The organism is Streptomyces sp. NBC_00510 (assembly GCA_036013505.1).
In the GTDB taxonomy this organism is placed as follows: domain Bacteria; phylum Actinomycetota; class Actinomycetes; order Streptomycetales; family Streptomycetaceae; genus Actinacidiphila.
Genome location: CP107851.1, coordinates 378,176 through 395,818 on the forward strand (window position 1 = coordinate 378,176; position 17,643 = coordinate 395,818).

Annotated in this window: 17 protein-coding genes and 4 pseudogenes; 14 read left to right on the forward strand and 7 right to left on the reverse strand. The window is 67.6% G+C overall.

All coding sequences use genetic code 11. The annotated features are described in order from the left end of the window. Positions 1 to 349: 349 nt before the first annotated feature. The 3 genes from OG937_01805 (at position 350) to OG937_01815 (ending at position 2,957) form a co-directional block, all read left to right on the forward strand. Positions 350 to 844: a DUF6328 family protein gene (locus OG937_01805; GenBank protein ID WUD70523.1), complete on the forward strand. Its 495-nt coding sequence runs from the start codon at positions 350 to 352 to the stop codon at positions 842 to 844. Positions 845 to 1,541: 697 nt separating this feature from the next. Next, on the forward strand, positions 1,542 to 2,195 hold the full coding sequence (locus OG937_01810) for a DUF4142 domain-containing protein (GenBank protein WUD70524.1): 654 nt from the start codon (positions 1,542 to 1,544) through the stop codon (positions 2,193 to 2,195). Positions 2,196 to 2,411: 216 nt separating this feature from the next. Next, positions 2,412 to 2,957: a class F sortase gene (locus OG937_01815; GenBank protein ID WUD70525.1), complete on the forward strand. Its 546-nt coding sequence runs from the start codon at positions 2,412 to 2,414 to the stop codon at positions 2,955 to 2,957. 243 nt (positions 2,958 to 3,200) lie between these two features. Here OG937_01815 and OG937_01820 read toward each other — a convergent pair whose 3' ends face one another. Continuing rightward, a complete protein-coding gene (locus tag OG937_01820) occupies positions 3,201 to 3,779 on the reverse strand; it encodes a cysteine hydrolase (protein WUD70526.1) in 579 nt (192 codons plus the stop codon). 155 nt (positions 3,780 to 3,934) lie between these two features. On the opposite strand from OG937_01820, the gene OG937_01825 reads away from it, so the two are divergent. Beyond that, positions 3,935 to 4,123, forward strand: coding sequence for a hypothetical protein (locus OG937_01825; protein ID WUD78601.1), 189 nt, complete (start codon positions 3,935 to 3,937; stop codon positions 4,121 to 4,123). 179 nt (positions 4,124 to 4,302) lie between these two features. On the opposite strand, the gene OG937_01830 is transcribed toward OG937_01825, so the two are convergent. Beyond that, positions 4,303 to 4,971, reverse strand: coding sequence for an HSP18 transcriptional regulator (locus tag OG937_01830; GenBank protein ID WUD70527.1), 669 nt, complete (start codon positions 4,969 to 4,971; stop codon positions 4,303 to 4,305). Between the two features lie 131 nt (positions 4,972 to 5,102). On the opposite strand from OG937_01830, the gene OG937_01835 reads away from it, so the two are divergent. The 5 genes from OG937_01835 to OG937_01855 all read left to right on the forward strand — a co-directional run bounded on the left by OG937_01835 (position 5,103) and on the right by OG937_01855 (position 9,735). Next, positions 5,103 to 5,537 (forward strand): Hsp20/alpha crystallin family protein, encoded by a 435-nt coding sequence (locus OG937_01835; protein WUD70528.1) that lies wholly within the window; start codon positions 5,103 to 5,105, stop codon positions 5,535 to 5,537. A 104-nt stretch (positions 5,538 to 5,641) separates the two neighbouring features. After that, positions 5,642 to 6,037, forward strand: coding sequence for a DUF2267 domain-containing protein (locus OG937_01840; protein WUD70529.1), 396 nt, complete (start codon positions 5,642 to 5,644; stop codon positions 6,035 to 6,037). A gap of 109 nt (positions 6,038 to 6,146) precedes the next feature. Continuing rightward, the gene (locus OG937_01845) at positions 6,147 to 6,542 is read left to right on the forward strand and encodes a DUF2267 domain-containing protein (GenBank protein ID WUD70530.1); all 396 of its coding nucleotides are present in this window, start codon (positions 6,147 to 6,149) and stop codon (positions 6,540 to 6,542) included. 1,088 nt (positions 6,543 to 7,630) lie between these two features. Beyond that, positions 7,631 to 9,361, forward strand: coding sequence for a cytochrome c oxidase subunit I (gene ctaD / locus OG937_01850; protein ID WUD78602.1), 1,731 nt, complete (start codon positions 7,631 to 7,633; stop codon positions 9,359 to 9,361). Continuing rightward, positions 9,358 to 9,735, forward strand: a complete 378-nt coding sequence (locus OG937_01855) for a hypothetical protein (protein ID WUD70531.1) — start codon at positions 9,358 to 9,360, stop codon at positions 9,733 to 9,735. Before ctaD ends, OG937_01855 begins: the two co-directional genes overlap by 4 nt. A gap of 277 nt (positions 9,736 to 10,012) precedes the next feature. Here the strand turns inward: OG937_01855 and OG937_01860 are convergent, their stop codons facing one another. Then, positions 10,013 to 10,504 (reverse strand): SPW repeat protein, encoded by a 492-nt coding sequence (locus tag OG937_01860; GenBank protein WUD70532.1) that lies wholly within the window; start codon positions 10,502 to 10,504, stop codon positions 10,013 to 10,015. A 484-nt stretch (positions 10,505 to 10,988) separates the two neighbouring features. Here OG937_01860 and OG937_01865 point away from each other — a divergent pair. Both OG937_01865 and OG937_01870 read left to right on the forward strand, forming a co-directional pair. After that, positions 10,989 to 11,660, forward strand: a pseudogene (locus tag OG937_01865) (HAD family hydrolase). A gap of 53 nt (positions 11,661 to 11,713) precedes the next feature. Further along, positions 11,714 to 12,326, forward strand: a pseudogene (locus OG937_01870) (methyltransferase). 6 nt (positions 12,327 to 12,332) lie between these two features. Here the strand turns inward: OG937_01870 and OG937_01875 are convergent. After that, positions 12,333 to 13,124: pseudogene (locus tag OG937_01875) on the reverse strand (RNA polymerase sigma factor SigF). Between the two features lie 284 nt (positions 13,125 to 13,408). Here OG937_01875 and OG937_01880 point away from each other — a divergent pair. Next, positions 13,409 to 13,822: pseudogene (locus OG937_01880) on the forward strand (NAD(P)H-dependent oxidoreductase). A 414-nt stretch (positions 13,823 to 14,236) separates the two neighbouring features. Here the strand turns inward: OG937_01880 and OG937_01885 are convergent. The 3 genes from OG937_01885 to OG937_01895 all read right to left on the reverse strand — a co-directional run bounded on the left by OG937_01885 (position 14,237) and on the right by OG937_01895 (position 15,953). Next, complete coding sequence (locus OG937_01885) at positions 14,237 to 14,440, reverse strand: hypothetical protein (GenBank protein ID WUD70533.1); 204 nt, start codon at positions 14,438 to 14,440, stop codon at positions 14,237 to 14,239. A 101-nt stretch (positions 14,441 to 14,541) separates the two neighbouring features. Then, positions 14,542 to 14,982, reverse strand: a complete 441-nt coding sequence (locus OG937_01890; protein ID WUD70534.1) for a CBS domain-containing protein — start codon at positions 14,980 to 14,982, stop codon at positions 14,542 to 14,544. Between the two features lie 362 nt (positions 14,983 to 15,344). Then, positions 15,345 to 15,953, reverse strand: a complete 609-nt coding sequence (locus OG937_01895) for a hypothetical protein (GenBank protein ID WUD70535.1) — start codon at positions 15,951 to 15,953, stop codon at positions 15,345 to 15,347. Positions 15,954 to 16,456: 503 nt separating this feature from the next. Between OG937_01895 and OG937_01900 the strand changes: the two genes are divergently transcribed. Both OG937_01900 and OG937_01905 read left to right on the forward strand, forming a co-directional pair. Further along, on the forward strand, positions 16,457 to 16,978 hold the full coding sequence (locus OG937_01900; GenBank protein WUD70536.1) for a tryptophan-rich sensory protein: 522 nt from the start codon (positions 16,457 to 16,459) through the stop codon (positions 16,976 to 16,978). Between the two features lie 161 nt (positions 16,979 to 17,139). Next, positions 17,140 to 17,553 carry an ATP-binding protein gene (locus OG937_01905; protein ID WUD78603.1) on the forward strand — a complete coding sequence of 138 codons (414 nt, stop codon included), beginning with the start codon at positions 17,140 to 17,142 and terminating at the stop codon, positions 17,551 to 17,553. Positions 17,554 to 17,643 lie beyond the last annotated feature (90 nt).

Sequence of the window (17,643 nt, forward strand, 5' to 3'; positions counted from 1 at the left end):
AGGGCACCTGCCGCCGGTGCCGCCCCCTCGCCTTACCCCTGGCGGGGCGTCCATGTGCACGCGTGTATCGAATGCACCCGAAGGGGCGCGCTTACTCGCTCGACCGTCGACGTGGCCCTCAGGTCTTGCTGCGCCCCCCTGCTGTGCGACGCATCGAATCGACGTGGCCCTTCCCGCCCCGAGAGCAATGCGGTCCCTCCGGTGTGCCGGCAGGCTGGCGCGACGATCCGTCCGTTCAGGGCACCCGGCTCGCCTGATCGGACGACTTGTGTCGCGCTCTCGCTGCTACCACCCGGGAGGGCGGTAGAGAGCAAGGTAATGCCGCCGAGCCACCCGTGAGAGAGACGCCATGGCCGCTGACGCCCATGCCTCCGGACGCCATGAGACCGAGGAAGAGCGCGCGGATCGCAAATGGGGCGAACTCATCCAGGAGGTGCGCGTCGCCCAGACCGGCGTGCAGATCCTCTTCGGTTTCCTGCTGACGGTGGTGTTCACTCCCCGCTACACGCAGCTGCAGCACGCGGACAAGGTCATTTACATCGTCACCGTCGCCCTGGGGGCCTCGGCCACCGGCGCCCTGGTCGGGCCGGTGGCCTTCCACCGCCTGGTGTCGGGGCTGCACATCAAGCCGCAGACAGTGCAATGGGCCTCCCGCGTGACCTTCGTGGGTCTGATCCTGCTCCTCGCCACGATGACAGCGGCGCTATTGCTGGTGCTGCGCGTAGCCACGGACGACCCCTTCGTCCCATACCTGGTCGGCGCGGTCCTGGCTTGGTACCTCATGTGCTGGTTTGTCCTGCCCTGCTGGGCACGGGTTCGCTTCGCAGGTCACCGGCACAAGTGAGCGAACGGCTCCAATAGCGGGTGGGCGACTGACGAGCCGCAACCTCCCTACGCAAGCGGCGCCTTGACGGGTGTGAGGGCGGTGAAGGGATGGCACGCCTTGGCCCCTCCCCAGCGCCTTGGTGGCAGGGAAGGCCATGGTGAGGACGTCGGCGACGGCGGGAGCGGGTGGCTTTGCCGACGTCGGCTTCTCGGGGCGACGGAAGCCATTTCCATTGAGACGCCTAGTCCTCGCAAGCACGGCCTCCGCCGCTTCGCCACGAGGGAGGCCGCAATCAGGCCTACGGGGCTCACAAGGGGGCTACCCGGGCGCTACGCCAAGGCTCGGCCTGCTCAGCCGGGGCCACAAGTTGCACGACGCACAAGAGTGGTGCGCCCACCGGCACGCCTTCGGAAGGCCTTCGCCACTGACGGCCACTGCACCGTCCTCCCGCAATCACCACACCACCGATTACGAGACAACGCCGTCGATTGAGCGACCAAGGCGGCGGCTAGGCGGTTATCCATCCTCCTGTGCGTATCGGCTCGACGGGTGACCCACCGGACTTCATCGGTACGGCTGGGTGCCGGGGTGGCAGCCATCTGTGCGGGGGCGCTGTGCCATGCGCCCCGTTCTGACCACCGGTGTGGTGCCGCCTTGCAGCCCCGCCGGCTCGACGGGAGCGGTACCGATGCGTACACGACTGCTTGCTGCCGCCGTGGCAGCGGCGGCGCTGTCCGGCATAGCAACGCCCCAGGCGTTCGCCGCAGGACTGACCGACCAGGACACGACGTTCATGGCGCAGGCCCACCAAGGGAACCTCGCCGAGATCGCGGCTGGGAACGACGCACAGCTTCACGCGACAACCGAGTGCGTGAAGCAGGTCGGCGACCTGCTCGTCCGCGACCACAGCAAGCTCGACGCGGATGTGAAAATGCTCGCGGGCAAGCTGAAGGTGACGCTGCCGCCGTCGCCATCCGCCGAGCAGAACAAGGAGCTGGCCGCGGTGCAGGCGAAGGCGGGCAGCCCGGCGTACAACGCGGGATGGCTCAGCACCCAGGACGCCGCGCACCGCAAGACCCTCGCCTTGATCGATCAAGAAATCAAGGCAGGGAGCAACGCCGAAGTGGTGGCAGCCGCCCGCAGCGCCCGTCCGGTGGTGGCAATGCACCTGGACATGGTCCGCGGCGGTACCTGCCACGCCGGCTCGGACACCGGCATGATCCACGCTGGATCCGGCGGACAGCTCGCCGCTGCGCGGGACTCCGCGGATACTGCGGGCGTGGTCGGCATGGCCGGAGGCGCGTTGCTCACTGCCGGCGGAGTGGCCTGGCTCCTGCGCATCCGCCGACGGACGGCCGGGAAGAGCTAGAGCCCGTGGAACGCCACCGGTCGGCCGCCGCTGTGATGACACTTTGCGGTCTGGGCGCGGCGACCGCCGGCTGGCTGGCTGGCCTGGACCTCGCCACAACTGGGCGTTGCCGACTCGGGCACCCTGCCCGTCGGTGTGCACCGCCCCGCCTTTGACGACCGAGAGGCGTCGCCGCCCTCCCGCATCCATGGCCCAGCCGGTCTCGATGCTGCCGTCGTGCCTGTCGCCGCCTGGGCCGACGGTGCTCTCGACCTGCCGGAAAACCTTCACACCGGCGGGTGGTGGGCGCTGGGGGCCCCGCTGGGCGCGGCGACCGGCACGGTCTTGATCGCGGGCCATGTCGACAGCCCCAAAGACGGGCTGGGAACCTTTGCCGCCCTCTTCGACATACCCGTGGGAGGCCCCATCACAGTGACAGGAGCCGACACCAAGGTGAGAACCTATCGGGTCACTGTTCGGCGCACGTACCAGCAGGAGCATCTGCCACGTGACCTCTTCACACGCGCCGGCCCCCACCGGCTGGCTTTGATCACATGCGCCGGTCCCTACGACCGCGCGGCACGCCGCTACGAACGCAACCTTGTTCTCTACGCAACGCCGACCGAAGAACGCGCCCCCAACCCACTTCGCCCAAGCCCGCACGACCGGCTGGGCAAAGCGGCCCCGCCTGCTGTGCGCGACGGGGACAGAAGATGGAGCCCCAGTATCAGGATGCGCCGCGGCGGTGTCCGGGTCTTCCTGCTCGAGCGAGGGGCCGGATAGTGGTGTTGCCGCTCTCACAAGGGGCAGGCCAACGATCTGGCCGCGGTGCTGTCGGACAATTTCACTGCGTTCGGCTGCCAGCATCACAAGGCCTACCTGCGGGACACCCAGTGGGAGCCACCACAATGAGCGGCTTACCAGCCATGGCGGCCTCTGCGAGTAGGCAGTTTCCTGCTGAGCGTCTGATCGCTGGAGGGCCCCGCGTTCGTGAAAGCACGTGGCCGTGTTGGCGGACCGTACCAGTCATGGTGGCGGGCGCGGTGTTCCGGCCTCGACGCCCAGCGGGACTTCGTCCGCTGAGCAAATGTGGGTGCCCATGTTGCGCTCCATCATGCGCAGTGCCGCGTCGGCCAGATCGCGATGGATGTGGGCGACAGCGTCACTCGCGACGGTCGTCGGCAGGTGCCGGACGTGCGCGTCGAGTGCCGAGTACAGCACGCACTGCTCGGTGACCTGCCCGCACAGCACGAGATGGCCGACGTTCCGCCGGTCCAGGAGGTACTCCAGCGGGGTCTGGAAGAAGATCGAATGCCGGGCCTTGACGACGAACAACGAGTCGGCGTCGGGCTTGACCGGTTCGACCAGGTCGGCATGCGGGCCGGCGAGTGCCATGTCGAGGATCTCGTCGTGATGGGAGCGCCAGCGTCCGTAATTGTCGTTGACGTAAATGACGTCCACACCGATCTCGCGAGCGCGTGAGATCAGCCTCCGAACGCCGGGGAGCGCCTCTCGCACAGACGGCAGCAGCAGTTCAGCGTCCTCGTGCTCATACGTATTGATCATGTCGATCACGACGAGCGCGGTCGTTTCCTTGTCGTACATTCGTTGCGGACCTCGCTGGTTGCCGTGTCAGGCGGTCATTCCCGGCGGCGTGCTGGGGCCGTACGCGGGGGAAGTGCAGAAAGCTCCGGACAGGGTCGTTGTTCCAGCATGCGGCCATCAAGACTGCGTCGCAGGCTGGAGAAGTGGAATGCCGAGTGATCGTGTATCCGCCTTCGGAATGCGGCGGGCGCCGGGTCCGGCTGGATGAGCGCATCCTCGGCCTGGCCCACGGGCCCAGGGACATTCTCGTCTTGCTGCGGCAGGCTGGCCTCAGGCCCCGAGTCAGAGACCTCTGGGAAGGGGAGCTGGTCGAATGGCGGGGCGGCGGCCCTGATCTTTGGTGACGGGCGGCGCGCCGCGCCCCCCGGCACGGAAGGGCCTTGGGCGGCGGACTCCTCTCTGGATGGCAGGGGCCTGGCAAACGGCACCCAGCGGCGGATCCGCACCATAGTTTGTATCGACCACCGATCCGCCGGTCGGGCCTGCCCGGGGGACGCTGGGCCGCGGCGATCCCTCCGCTGGGTCAAGCGTCGCGTCGCTGGTCGTGGCTGTCCTGGCGCAGCTGGTCGGCGTGCCGAGTGAGAGCGTCCACGCGCGCAGCTATCTCCGGATGCCCCGGCTGCAGATGGATGCGGACAGCGGCAAGGGGGGCCATCAATCGAGCCGCGTCGTTGTGGGCGAGGGCCCCGTCGATGGCGGAGCGGGCCGCGGGGGGAAGGTCGGACAGCCCGGTGACGAGAGCGGCCAGGCGGCGCAGGTCGGCGGCGTTGTCGCGTGCCCAGGCTGTGACAGTGCGGTCGGCGGCGCGGCGGTCGCGTGTGGCCTTCACCCGCTCCTCCCCGGTACTGCCCGCTGCTCCCGGCTGCAGGCGCAGGTAGCGGCGCTCGGCAGCCTGGCGACTGGCGACCCCGAGAGGGCCTGCCAGGTCGGCCCAGCTGGCGCCGGCGGCGCGGGCGGTCTCAATCAGACCCCTCTCCCAGCCGGCGAGCCGCTCGCGCACCTCCCGCAGCAGCATCAGCGAGGCCAGCGCCTGTTCTGAGTCGTCACCTGACATGGCCGCCGGCGCCGTATCCGCGGCGCGGGCCACACGCAGAGCCTCATCGATGGCTGCCAGAGCGGTCGCGGTGGCCAGGAGCGGCACGGCTCGACCGTCGTCGGCGGCCGCCGACGGAGAGGGGTCGGTGGCATTCAAGAAACAATCGCTTCCTTCCATGTCATCCACTCGACGACTCGAAGTTTGTCATCGCTTGGACGACATGGTACAAGAGAAGACAGGTGAAGCGCATTGGCAGCCACTGCCCGAACACTTGGAGGTGTTTCACGATGTTGATGCGCACCGACCCCTTCCGTGAGCTGGACCGTCTGACCCAGCAGCTCCTGGGGACGTCCGGCACATGGTCGAGGCCCTCGACCATGCCGATGGACGCCTACCGCGAAGGCGACCACTACGTGATCGCCCTCGACCTTCCCGGCGTGACCCCGGAAGCGATCGACATCGACGTCGAACGCAACATGCTGACGGTCAAGGCAGAACGCCGTCCCGTCGCCAAGGCCGACGACGTGCAGTTGGAACTGTCGGAACGGCCCCTCGGCGTCTTCTCACGGCAGCTCATGCTCGCCGACACCCTGGACGCCGAGCACATCCAGGCCGAGTACGACGCCGGCGTCCTGACCCTGCGCATCCCGATCGCGGAGCGGGCCAAGCCACGCAAGATCGCGATCACGTCCACCGGCGACCGCAAGCAGATCAGCGGCTGAGCCCTGAGCCGGGTACCACCCGGCACACGCAGTAGGCGGCGGAGGACGGAAAACCGTTCCCTCCCTCCTCGGTTCCGTCCTCCGCGTAACACAAGGGGATTACCGTGGCCATGCGATCGGAGGCGTTCCTGGCACGCGTGCAGGAACGCGGCGAATACTCCACTCCACGGGAGGCGGACCAGGCGGCGCGCGTCGTGCTGGCCCTGCTGGGTGCACACGTGGTCGGCGAGGAGCGTGCGGAACTCGCCGCTCGACTGCCGGAGACCTACGCACTCATCCTGCTCAATCCGCTGCAGGCCACCGAGCCGCTGGACGCCGAGCGGTTTGTGCGGGCCACCGCCGCCTGGATCGAAGGCGCCACCGAACAGACCGCACGCTGGGACGTCGGCGCCGTCCTCAGCGTGGCCGCCGAGGAGGCCGGACCGGACCTCCTGCGCCGGCTCTTGCTTCAGCTGCCCCCGGGCTACGACCTGCTGTTCGGTCACCTCGAACCGGCCTGACCCTCACGACCGTGGGGCGGGACACGCTGCCCCCGCCCCACACCACAACAAGAAGATGAAAGGCACACCGATGTCCCCGCAGCCCCCAGCGGACCTCCGTACAACGGCGATGACGTTCGACGCGATGGTCGAGCACGTACGCTACGAGGGCGCCTACCCAACCCGCGAACGGGCCGAGCAGGCCGTCCGTGATGTGCTCGCCGGACTCGGTCGGCAGCTGATCGGCGAAGAACGCGTCGCCCTGGCCGCCCGGCTTCCTGTCGAGGCCGCGCTCGAGCTCACCGCCCAACTCCCCCGCACCGAACCGCTCACCGGCTTCGACTTCGTCTGCGACCTGGCCACCCGCACCGGCGGCACGCCCGCCACCGCACGCTGGGACGCCGGGACCGTTTTCGCGGTTCTCAGTCGCCTGGCCGGGGACGACCTCATCAACCGCGTTCTCGCACAACTGCCAACCGGGTACGCCCTGCTTTTCGGCCGGGCCGAATTGGCGCCGACCGCATAACGTCGGCCGCGGTCGGCCCTGCCGGCAATTCACCCCTCCCACGCGCAACCCCTTCGGTCTGAGCTCGTTGCGCACTGGTGAAAGACCGCCAGGAACCGCTTGGGGACAAGCGGCATCGCATTGCGACAGACCCAGTACCTACACCGAGTCGGGCATTCCGCGCTGAAGACTTGCGACACCGCCTGCGACAGCGAGCCGAGCAAGAACTCGCCCAGCGCCTCAGTACGTCGGTACTGCTGCCAGCACAGATGGATACCTCAGGGCGCGGAGAGCCGGTACCGCCCAGGGAGGTAGGAGGCGCGCACCCGGTCTAACACCAAGGGAGGACGCGCCGCCGCGAGCCCGAGCTTGCCCGGCGATCATCCCGAGGAACACCCCCGGGAAGGGTTGGCCCCACCCTGCTCTTCGAAGGGCGGCCCCGCCGGCGAAAGCCCTGGAAGAAGCGGCGGAGCCGCACTTCCAGGATGCACCCAGCCCGGGCCGACGGCACATCCGATGCTTCGAAGTGGAGCGGCAGATTCCTTCGAAACCCGCACATCCGGCGGTGCCCGGAGACAGCAATGGGCGAGCGCCGCGAGGGTTTTCCGCCGCGCAACCAGGTGCCCCAGGGCGTCTCGGCGGGCCCGACACGTGCGCAGTATCGGCGGGCGTGCAGCCAGACAACGATGGCGTCCGGCGAGACCAATGAGGCCGCAATACTGAAGGGATCAGCCGCCCCGCGTCTCCGCCCAGCTAGCTGTGAGGTGGCCACCCAAGTGGGCCTGCATGCATTGCGAGTAGCCACGGCCGGGCCCAGCTGCACGTAATCACCACCAGTGAAACCGGCTCGATCTTTGACCGACGCTTGGATGCGGCGGCGCACCCGGCTGAGCCGGCTGCGCCGCCGGCGCCGGCCACCACCGGACAAGGCCGCCCACATGAGATATCAGAAACCAGACCGGCGGATGAGTGACCGCCACACCCACTTACGGCCCAATTCGGAGCGTCCAGAAGCCAGGGCCGCTATCAAAGTGGATTGCACAGCCGCGACTTTCGCGCGAACGCGCATAGGGCTTCGAGCGAGCGCCGACAGCGAGGGCGGAGAATCCATGTCGTTGCAGGTGACATCGATCGAGGAGCAGGCGGCGCTGGTGCGGCGCCGCCCCGGGGCGGTGATCGTCGACTGGCTCACCACGACGGACCACAAGAAGATCGGGTCGCTCTATCTGGCCAGCGGCTTTGGGTTCTTCCTCATCGCCGGCGTGCTGGCGTTGCTGATGCGGGCGGAGCTGGCCCGGCCAGGTATCCAGATCATGTCGAACGAGCAGTACAACCAGGCGTTCACCATGCACGGCACGATGATGCTGCTGATGTTCGCAACGCCGCTGTTCGCCGGGTTCGCCAACGCCATCATGCCGCTGCAGATCGGCTCCCCCGATGTGGCCTTCCCCCGACTGAACATGTTGTCTTACTGGCTGTTCCTGTTCGGGTCGTTGATCGCCGTGTCCGGCTTCTTCACCACTCAGGGTGCCGCGGACTTCGGCTGGACGGCCTACACCCCGCTGTCTGGCGGCGAACACACCCCGTATGCGGGGGGCAACATGTGGGTGCTGGGTCTGGCGATGTCCGGATTCGGCACCATCCTCGGCGCGGTCAACTTCATCACCACGATCATCTGCATGCGCTGCCCCGGCATGACGATGTTCCGGATGCCGATCTTCACCTGGAACATCCTGCTGACCTCAGTGCTGGTGCTGTTCGCGTTCCCAGTGCTGGCCGCCGCCCTGCTCGTTCTCTACGCGGACCGCAAGTTCGGCGCGCACGTCTACGACCCGGAAAACGGTGGGCCGCTGCTGTGGCAGCACCTGTTCTGGTTCTTCGGCCACCCGGAGGTGTACATCATCGCGCTGCCGTTCTTCGGCATCGTCACCGAGGTCATCCCGGTCTTCTCCCGCAAGCCCGTATTCGGTTACGTGAGCCTGATTGCGGCGACCATCTCCATCGCCGGCCTGTCGGCAACCGTCTGGGCGCACCACATGTTCGCCACCGGCGCCGTCCTGCTGCCGTTCTTCGCGTTCATGACCTACCTGATCGCCGTGCCGACCGGGGTGAAGTTCTTCAACTGGATCGGCACCATGTGGAAGGGCAGCCTCAGCTTCGAAACTCCCATGCTGTGGTCGATCGGCTTCTTGGTCACGTTCCTGTTCGGCGGCCTGACCGGCGTCATCCTCGCTTCCCCGCCGCTGGACTTCCACGTCACGGACTCCTACTTCGTGGTCGCTCACTTCCACTACGTGGTCTTCGGCACCGTGGTCTTCGCCATGTTCGCCGGCTTCCACTTCTGGTGGCCCAAGTTCACCGGGAAAATGCTCGACGAACGCCTCGGCAAGATCCACTTCTGGACACTGTTCATCGGCTTCCACGGCACCTTCCTTGTGCAGCACTGGCTCGGCGCAGAGGGCATGCCCCGCCGGTACGCCGACTACCTGGCCGCCGACGGCTTCACCACCCTGAACACCATCTCCTCCATCGCCGCCTTCTTGCTGGGCCTGTCGACCCTGCCGTTCCTGTACAACGTGTGGAAGTCCGCCCGCTACGGCCGCCCGGTCGAGGTGGACGACCCGTGGGGCTTCGGCAGGTCCCTGGAATGGGCCACCTCGTGCCCGCCACCACGCCACAACTTCCTCACTCTGCCGAAGATCCGCTCCGAATCCCCCGCCTTCGACCTGCATCACCCCGACGTCGCCGCTCTCGACCAGGAACAGAACGCCGGCCGCCGCGACGTCATCGAACCCGGCATGGGGGTGGCCAAGCCGCTCGGCGAGAGCGATCAGACATGAAGTGGCGCGGCCTCTCTAGTGCGGACGGCGGTCCGACGGTCGTTGCGGGCATCGCCCAATGTGAGAATTTTCTGTCGTGGCACGCCGCGATCAGCGACGCCAAAGCCGCGGCCGAGACTTTTGCCGACCGCATGCCCTGGCTGACTACCGCGCAACGTAGAGAAGTGCTCCGGTTGTACGTCGCCGACCGCCTCGACCAGACCTGTGCGGCGGTGACACTCATCTCGGAGCGCGAGCGCGAGCTAAGCAGCGAGTACAACCGACGCTACAGTGCGTTGCGGAGGCGGCTCCTACGGAGGGTTGTGGCGGTCGCCTTGGTCGCTGCGGCAGTCTGCGTCCCGGTACCGCTCCTGCTGATCTTCGCCGGCCACTGACCCGCGCTCACCGAACCCCGTGGTACCTCTCGACACCAGCCCCGGGCGCCTGCGCCGCTACGCCCTCGCGCTCGCTCACGATCAACGAGCCCCGCATGCCCGCCGGGGCATCAGCGACATCGGCGCGACCGGTGACTCCGCAGCCGGTGAGACGCGCTAGGCGCAGTGAGCAGCGCAGCCGGTGGGTTGGCAGGCCCCGCCAGAGGAGCAGGTGCTGTTCGAGGCCGATCAGCCTGGCCGTGTTGACCGACCAACGGACGCGCGCTGGCCGTTCAGTTCATCCATGCCTCATAGGTCCAGGAGCGTGTGACATGTCGTGCCCTTGGGTGCGAGCACGCCCGGGACGCGTTGCTGCGGCAGCGAGCGCGAGCGCCAGGCCGATCACCCCGACGATCACGTTGTTTGTGATGGTGCGCCAAGTGCTGACATCTCCCGCGACGCACCAGGGCGAAATGATCGTCCACAGGGCAATGATTGCCGCAGCCCAGGCCTTGGAGTGAGTGCGCTCGAAACCTCGCCCCACCCCGCCCATGAGCAGGGCATACGCGATACCGGCGATGAGGTTGTTGACGGCGATCGTCGATAGCGCGTTGAAGCCCAACAGCGCGTTGAAGCCCGCGATCCACGGTGAAGCGGCCAGATAGACGCCCGTGAGCAGAGCCATGGCCTCGATGGCCTGACCGCGGTTGGTCGCGGTCGCACGCTCGTAATCGGCGCGAAGTTCCAGCAGATCGGGGTGCTGCTCGATGCCGGGTTGTGTGCGCGACATACGGACTATCTCCCATGATTTCGGTCATTCCGTGTATCCGCCTACCCGGACTCAGGCCTCCGAGTCCGGTCTCTTGAGCGGACACGATGCGTGACGATCTCGCCACCGACCGCATCGTCAGTACGCACGGACGCAAGCTTCGCGCAAGACGTGCACACGGGGAGCTCCGGGCATTGCCTGACCTGCGACGGCGAGAGCGCCGGGGCTCCCGCCTCGACGATCCCCGGCACTGTTGTTCATGGCCGGCTGATGACGGGGAGGCCGCTGAGTGCTTCGTCAACCGCTTTGCCCTGGCTGACAACCGCCCAGCGCCACGAGGTAATTCGGCTGGGTGTTGCCGCAGAGTGCTGACGCGCATCTCCCTATGCAACTCGGCAGAGTGGGGTTGCGGCCGCAGGCAGACGGCGTGCGTCTATCCGCAGCGGTGACGGGTAGCCGCCCTGGCGTGGACCACTCCGGTAGCCGAGCGGAAGGAACGGTCATCATGGGGGACGAGGCAGAGCGCGCCGCGCTCTTCGACATGGACGGCACCCTCGTCGACACCAACTACCTCCACGCGGTCTCGTGGTGGGAGGCGTTCCGATAGGCCGGACACACAGTGTCGATGGCGGACATCCACCGCTGCATCGGCATGGGATCCGACCATCTCCTGGAACGACTGTTGGGCAAGGAGCGCGACCGCAGCGAGGATGACCCGATCAGCGACGCCCACAAGGCCCTGTACGGCGCCTACGGCCCCGCGCTCGCCCCTCTGGACGGTGCCGCGGACCTGCTTCGCGCGGTGGCGGCCCGGGGCTTCCGGGTCGTCCTGGCCACCTCGGCCGACGGCAAGGAGCTCGCCGTGATGCGGGCCGCCCTCGACGCCGACGACGTCATCGCGGACGCCACCAGCAAAGACGACGTCTCCGCGAGCAAACCGGCCCCCGACCTGGTCGCCCAGGCCCTGGGACGGGCGGGCGTACCTGCGGACCGGGCGGTCTTCGTGGGCGACACCGTGTGGGACATCAAGGCCGCCGGGAAGGCGGTTGTGCCCTGCGTGGCGCTTCTGTCCGGTGGCATCGGCCGCGCCGAACTGGAGGAGGCGGGCGCCGCCGCCGTGCACCGCGACCCACGCGACGTGCTGGCCTCCCTCGACAGCAGTCCAATGTGGCAATGACCTCGCTCGTGGACCCGCCCGTTTGACCGCGGACATGCGGGTAGTCGTGGCGTATGTGGCTTTTGTGTCCACCGGGGGTGTACCACCCCCAGGACGACACGCTGCTCCTCGAAGACGCGCTGAAACGACGTCTCGACGACGATGCCGACGTCCTCGATCTGGGGACGGGCAGCGGCGCGCTGGCCCTGGCCGCCGCCGAGCGCGGCGCCGCACAGGTGACCGCCGTGGACGCAATCCGTGAGCGCGGTGTGCACCACGTGGCTCAACGCCCGCCTCAACGGGCTGCGCGTGAAAGTCGTGCGCGGCGACCTCCACTCACCCGTGACGGGCCGCCGCTTCGACCTGATCACGGCCAATCCGCCGTACGTTCCGTCGCCGCAGGCGGGCCCACCGACCCGCGGTCGCGCCCTGGCGTGGGATGCGGGGTCCGACGGCCGGGCGCTGCTGGACCGGATCTGCTCCGACGTGCCGCCGTTGCTCGCTCCGGGAGGAGTCCTGCTCCTGGACCACGGCCGCGTCGTGCGTTCCGACCGCTTCGTTGTGGCCGTGTGCGCCTGCCGCCGCAGCCGCACGTACCCGTGGTGCGACACCAGCCATCGCCGGCACACTCGGACGTCACCGGCACAGATCCTTCCGGTACTCGGGCTGCCCGGACGGCGCGCCTAGCCTCTTTCATTCATCCGCGTTGTCGAGCCGGCTACGTACGCGAGCCAGGACCCGGGCCAGCAGGCGGGACACGTGCATCTGGCTAACCCCGAGAGCGGCACCTATCTGGGCCTGCGTCAGCTCCTGGCCGAACCTCATCTGCAGCAGCCGCCGGTCCCGGTCACTGAGCCTGGCGATGAGCGGCCGGAGAGCGACGAGGTTCACCACCCCGTCCAACGCGGGGTACACGGCACCGAAACAGTCCGCGTAGCTCCCGTTCTCCTCGTCGTCGGAGTCGAGGGCGATGTCCAGGGAACCCGCCGTGTAGCCGTTGGCTGCGATGATGCCCTGGCGTATTTCGCCCTCCCCCACGCCCATGTGCGCCGCGAGTTCGGCGGCCGTGGGGTCCCGGCCGAGTGTCTGGGTCAACGTGTCGACTGCTTTCGCCAGCTCGATCCGCAGTTCCTGCAGACGGCGTGGCACGTGGACGGCCCAGCTGGTGTCGCGGAAGTAGCGCCTGATCTCGCCGAGAATGCAGGGTATGGCGAAGGCGGTGAACTCGACGCCGCGCGTCAGGTCGAAGCGGTCGATGGCTTTGATCAGCCCGATCGTCCCGACCTGGACGATGTCCTCCATCTCCTCCCCGCGGCTGCTGAACCTCGAGGCGACGAAGCGCACCAGCGAGAGGTTGAGCTCGATGAGCGTGTTCCTCACGTACTGGTACTCGGCGGTCCCCTCCTCGAACACATCCATCCGGCTGAGGAACGCCTTCGATAACTGCCGGGCGTCACCCGGCGCGACTTTCGTCGCGTCTTCCAGCGCACGACTGCGTGCGTGGTCCGCCGTGACTCGCGGAGCTGTTCGGTCCGCCCGGTTTAACGTCGTCATGTGCCCCGCCCTCCCTGGTGTCCTGCCCCACAGACGCCCTTCGGCTACCCCGGGACGGCTGCCCCAAGCCGACACTCAGAGGCGATGCCGCCGCGGTTCGCGGTTCGGGGGCCGGTTCCATGGTCGGCCCGTCGGCCCGTTGCCGGCGCTGACCGGGAGGGTGACTCCGCCGCTTTTCCGGGACGCAGCTTTTAACCGGAGGTAGGTAGAGCCGCATGAAAGCACTCGTGATCAACTGCACTCTCAAACGGTCGCCGCAGCCGTCCAATACCTACGCCCTGGCGAAGGTGGTGGCGGACCAGCTCGCTGCCTACGGCGTGGACATCGACTGCGTTCGCGCCGTGGACCTCGATATCAAGCCGGGCGTGACCAGCGACGAAGGCGCCGGAGACGCGTGGCCCGAGATCCACGAGAAGCTGCTGTCCTCGGAGATCCTCATCGTGGCCTCCCCCACGTGGCTGGGCAGGCCCTCGTCGATCGCCCAGCGCGTGCTGGAGCGCATGGACGCCATGATGTCCGAGACGGACGATCGTGGCCGCCCGGTCGCCTACAACCGGGTGGCCGGTGTGGTGGTGACCGGTAACGAGGACGGCGCACACCACGTCATCAGCGAGATCTCCGGGGCGCTGGCCCGACCTGGGGTACACCATAGTCGGGGCCGGCCCCGGGGCCGAGGTGCCAGTACGTCCAGGCCTGGCCCGGGATCCGGCTGCGCTCCCCGATTCCCACCGCGACTGCACAGTACGGATCACGGTGGTGGTGTCTGAGCCAGCGGCACACCGGTGGCACTCCTGGGGCGGGAGGATGCTGCCGAGTGCTGCCGCCGGCGTGCTGACGGCAACCGTCTTCGGCGGCGGTCGGCCCGACGAATGATTCGCTTTCGAGCGGGCGGTCCCCGCAACCGAATGTGTGTCGATCATCGACCTGGCGGTGCGGCTTCCCCGCTGGCCGGAGGCGGTGTAGCCGCCAGAACGGGGGTAGCCGCCCTTTAGGGTCCCCTGCCCGGCCCCAAGTGATCCCATCAACCGGGTCAGGCAGGGGACTCACCATATTGTCGGGCCTGCGCTGTGCCAGTCGAACAGCTCGTCGTCCAGATAGATCGAGTCGGGATCGAGGCCCGCACGCCGCAGGAACTCCATCAGGTCCCGAAGGTCGTAGGCGATGCCGAGGTCCTGGCAGTCCAGGCACACGCGCCGACCGCCACCCTCAGAAGGCGGCGGATACACGACCACCCGATGCCGCTCCATACGCTCAGGATGCCTCCGCCGGAGGAGACGGCGCATCTTGCATGTGCATCCATGTCCTCCCCGACGCGTGCACCGGGCAGGCGTTGCAGCCCGCCACCGGATCAGGCGTTGACGTACACCCGGGTCACGAATTCCGCGATCTGGGTGTCCGTCAGATTGCGCGCGAGGTCGGCTTCGCTGATCATGCCGACCAGTTGGTGACCCTGCCCCGTGTCGATGACTGGCAGGCGCTTGATCTGATGCTGTTCCATCATCCGCAATGCCTCGTCGGCGCCGGCGCTCGCGTCGATCCATTGCAGGTCACCGGCAAGGGTTCCCGCCTGGACCGTTGCGGGGTCGATGCCCTCTGCGTCGCACTGGATGACGATGTCGCGGTCGGTGATCAGGCCCGTGAGTTTGTTGTCGTCCCCGCAGATGGGCAGGCATCCGACGTTCAGGTCGCGCATCATCCTTGCCGCTTCCTGAAGCGACTGATGCGCGCCGACACACTGGACTCCACCGGACATGATGTCCCTCGCCGTGAGCTGGTCGTTGCCCGTCATGCTTTTCTCCTTCGCCCGCGCAGGCGGCCTGTGCTCCAGGGCTGCACGTGCTGCGATTCTGGCTGTCGGGTGCGGTTGACAGCGGACGCTCGTGAGGCTGGTCAGAGCCATCTCGTCGATCGTTTCGTGCGCCCTGCCGTGGCTCCAAGCCCCTGCTGCAACCTGCCGTTCAACGGGAGGCGCGCTGTACGAAGGCACCCCTCTCTCCAGGATCGGCTTCGTCCCTACGGCTCGCATCTGCAGGGAGATGCCGGGGATGAGACCGTCAGCGGCACCGGATGCACCAACCTTCTGGGCGACAGCTGATCGATGGCAACGGTTCCGGGCCCGTACCGGCATCCCCTTGCGAGACGTGCGCAGGCCTACCTCGACGAGTGCATCAGGTGGTGCCAGTCCGGGGTAGCGGGCAAGTGAGGAGCGATCGATAGGGCCCTTTGCCACATGCCCTGGACCTGCTGGGAGGGGCGCTGCTGTTCGTTGTGGACTGCGTTGAGGATGAGCAGCCCTCCCGTCAGAGCCGGTACCGCCCACTGCATGACGGCCAGATGTCGCTGTGCCTTGTCGGTTTCGATCGGGTGCTTGGCCGCCTTCTCCGCATCTTCGGAACGAGTGGAGGAGGCGAGCTCCAATTTCTTGCCCAAGACGCGGCTGTAGGCCGTGGCAGCCAGTGCCGCTCCGGTCAGAACGGTTTTGGCCAAGGTGGAGGCGGCGACGCCCTGCTGGGCTACGACCCGGGCGGCATTGACCGCAAGCAAACCACTGCTGCCTACGAGGTGGGCGCCGATCGCCGAGGCATTCACCGGGGTCCACTTTGACCAGCCGGAGGCAGCGATCCGGGTGGTGGACTCCCATGTCCCACCCTCGGTCCTAGCTGCGCCGTTCAGCCCGACCGCGCCCATCAGCGAACCGCCGAACCATGCGGCCAGTCCTATGTCGTGCAAGCTGCGCAGCACGGTATTGCGTTCGGACATCGCTCGCTCCCAGGTATTGACGCAGGGCATCGACAGGTCGACAGGCCTGCCGATGCCTCCCACCGTGGCCCCCAGCGATGTCGCTTGCCATTCCGGGTGGTACAAACGGGCCATCCAAGCGCGCTCGCCCCATCTGGTGGCGTGTTGGTAGCCGCCTGCGAAACAGGACACCTTCCGTGTATGGCCACCGATGCGCTTAGCACGACCCAGCAAGGTGCGGACCTGGGCTGATCGGCGGAGCAACGGTGGCGGAGCCCCCGACCAGCAGTTTCATTGGGCTGCGTGGTTCGGCTGCAACTCCAGCCAGTCGGCCCCCCGCCCACCGGAGCCGACGTCACAGTTGGAGTATCCCTGCCCGTGGCTAGGCAAAACCCGAGATCTTACAACGAACATGGGCGCACGGGCGCCCGTTCGTAAAGGCGGAAACTGAGGCAGGCGGCTATGAGCGGGTACCGGCGTGGCGCTCGGTGCCGCCGCGGGCAATTAGGGAAAGGACGGTTTACATGAGACTGATCAGCGAACGTGGCCGAGAAGGCAGGATCCGGTGGCGGCCCTATGTCGGCGCCGCTGCGGCGGTAGCCGCCGCTGCCACCATTGGCATTGCGGCAACCGACACCCGCAGCACGTGGTATCAGCGGCTGTCCAAGCCTTCCTGGCAACCACCGCCGTGGGCCTTCGGCGCCACGTGGATACCTCTGTATGCGGGCATCGCCTGGTCTGGAGGTCGAGCCTGGAGCCAGGCAGACGACGGGGAACGGATGGGGCTGGCGACCGCGCTGGCAGTGAACCTTTCACTGAACGCCGCTTGGAGCTGGGTGTTCTTCGTCGCCCGCAGCCCACGTGCCGGATTGGCTGGGGCCCTACTACTGAACGCCAGCAACCTTCACCGCATTCCGCGTGCAGCCCGCAGCGACCTGCACGCGGCCGCCGCGCTCATGCCCTACGCGGCATGGTCGGCTGGTACTTCACGCGGCCCGTCGGTCTTGGCCATCGGCGATCCCCCTCGCCTCAATCGCGCAGAGTGAGCGAATCTGACGCACCGGAATCTTACCGCGTTGGGTAATCACGTGGGCCTACACGTGGGTTATGGGTCGGAGGGACGCTTCCCACACACCACTTGAGTGGTGTGACCTCTTGGAACCCGAACGGGGCGTGCTGCCCCTCGAAGGGGGAGCTGTTTCTCGTGATGACGCAACCCAATGCGACCACGCAGGCGTGGGAGATGTGGTTCACGCCGTTTCCCATGACCGTCTACATCGCCCGTAGACAGGTGAGCCGGGTTCTGGCCGGCTGGGGCGTTCCCGGCGATGCGGTGGACACCGCGGTCTTGATCACCAGCGAGCTGGTCACCAACGCAATCCGGCACTGCGACACCGAGCACCTGGTGCGCGTCCATGTCACCGACGACGGTGCGACGTTGCTGCTGGAGGTGTCCGACCCCAGTCGCCAGCGTCCCCGTCTGGGGATCGCGCCCGCCGAGGCCGAGAGTGGCCGCGGGTTGGCGCTCGTGCGAGGGTCGGCCGCCGACTTCGGCGCCAGGGACCGTGATCCGGTCGGCAAGACCGTGTGGGCGACCGTTCCCCGGTGCCCGGCCATATGAAGCCCCGGCCCGGCAGCGTGTCTTCCCGTGCGCGCTGCCGGGCCTGTTCCATCCCTTGCCTCCTCGATTGTGAGTAGTCCGGTCACGGCA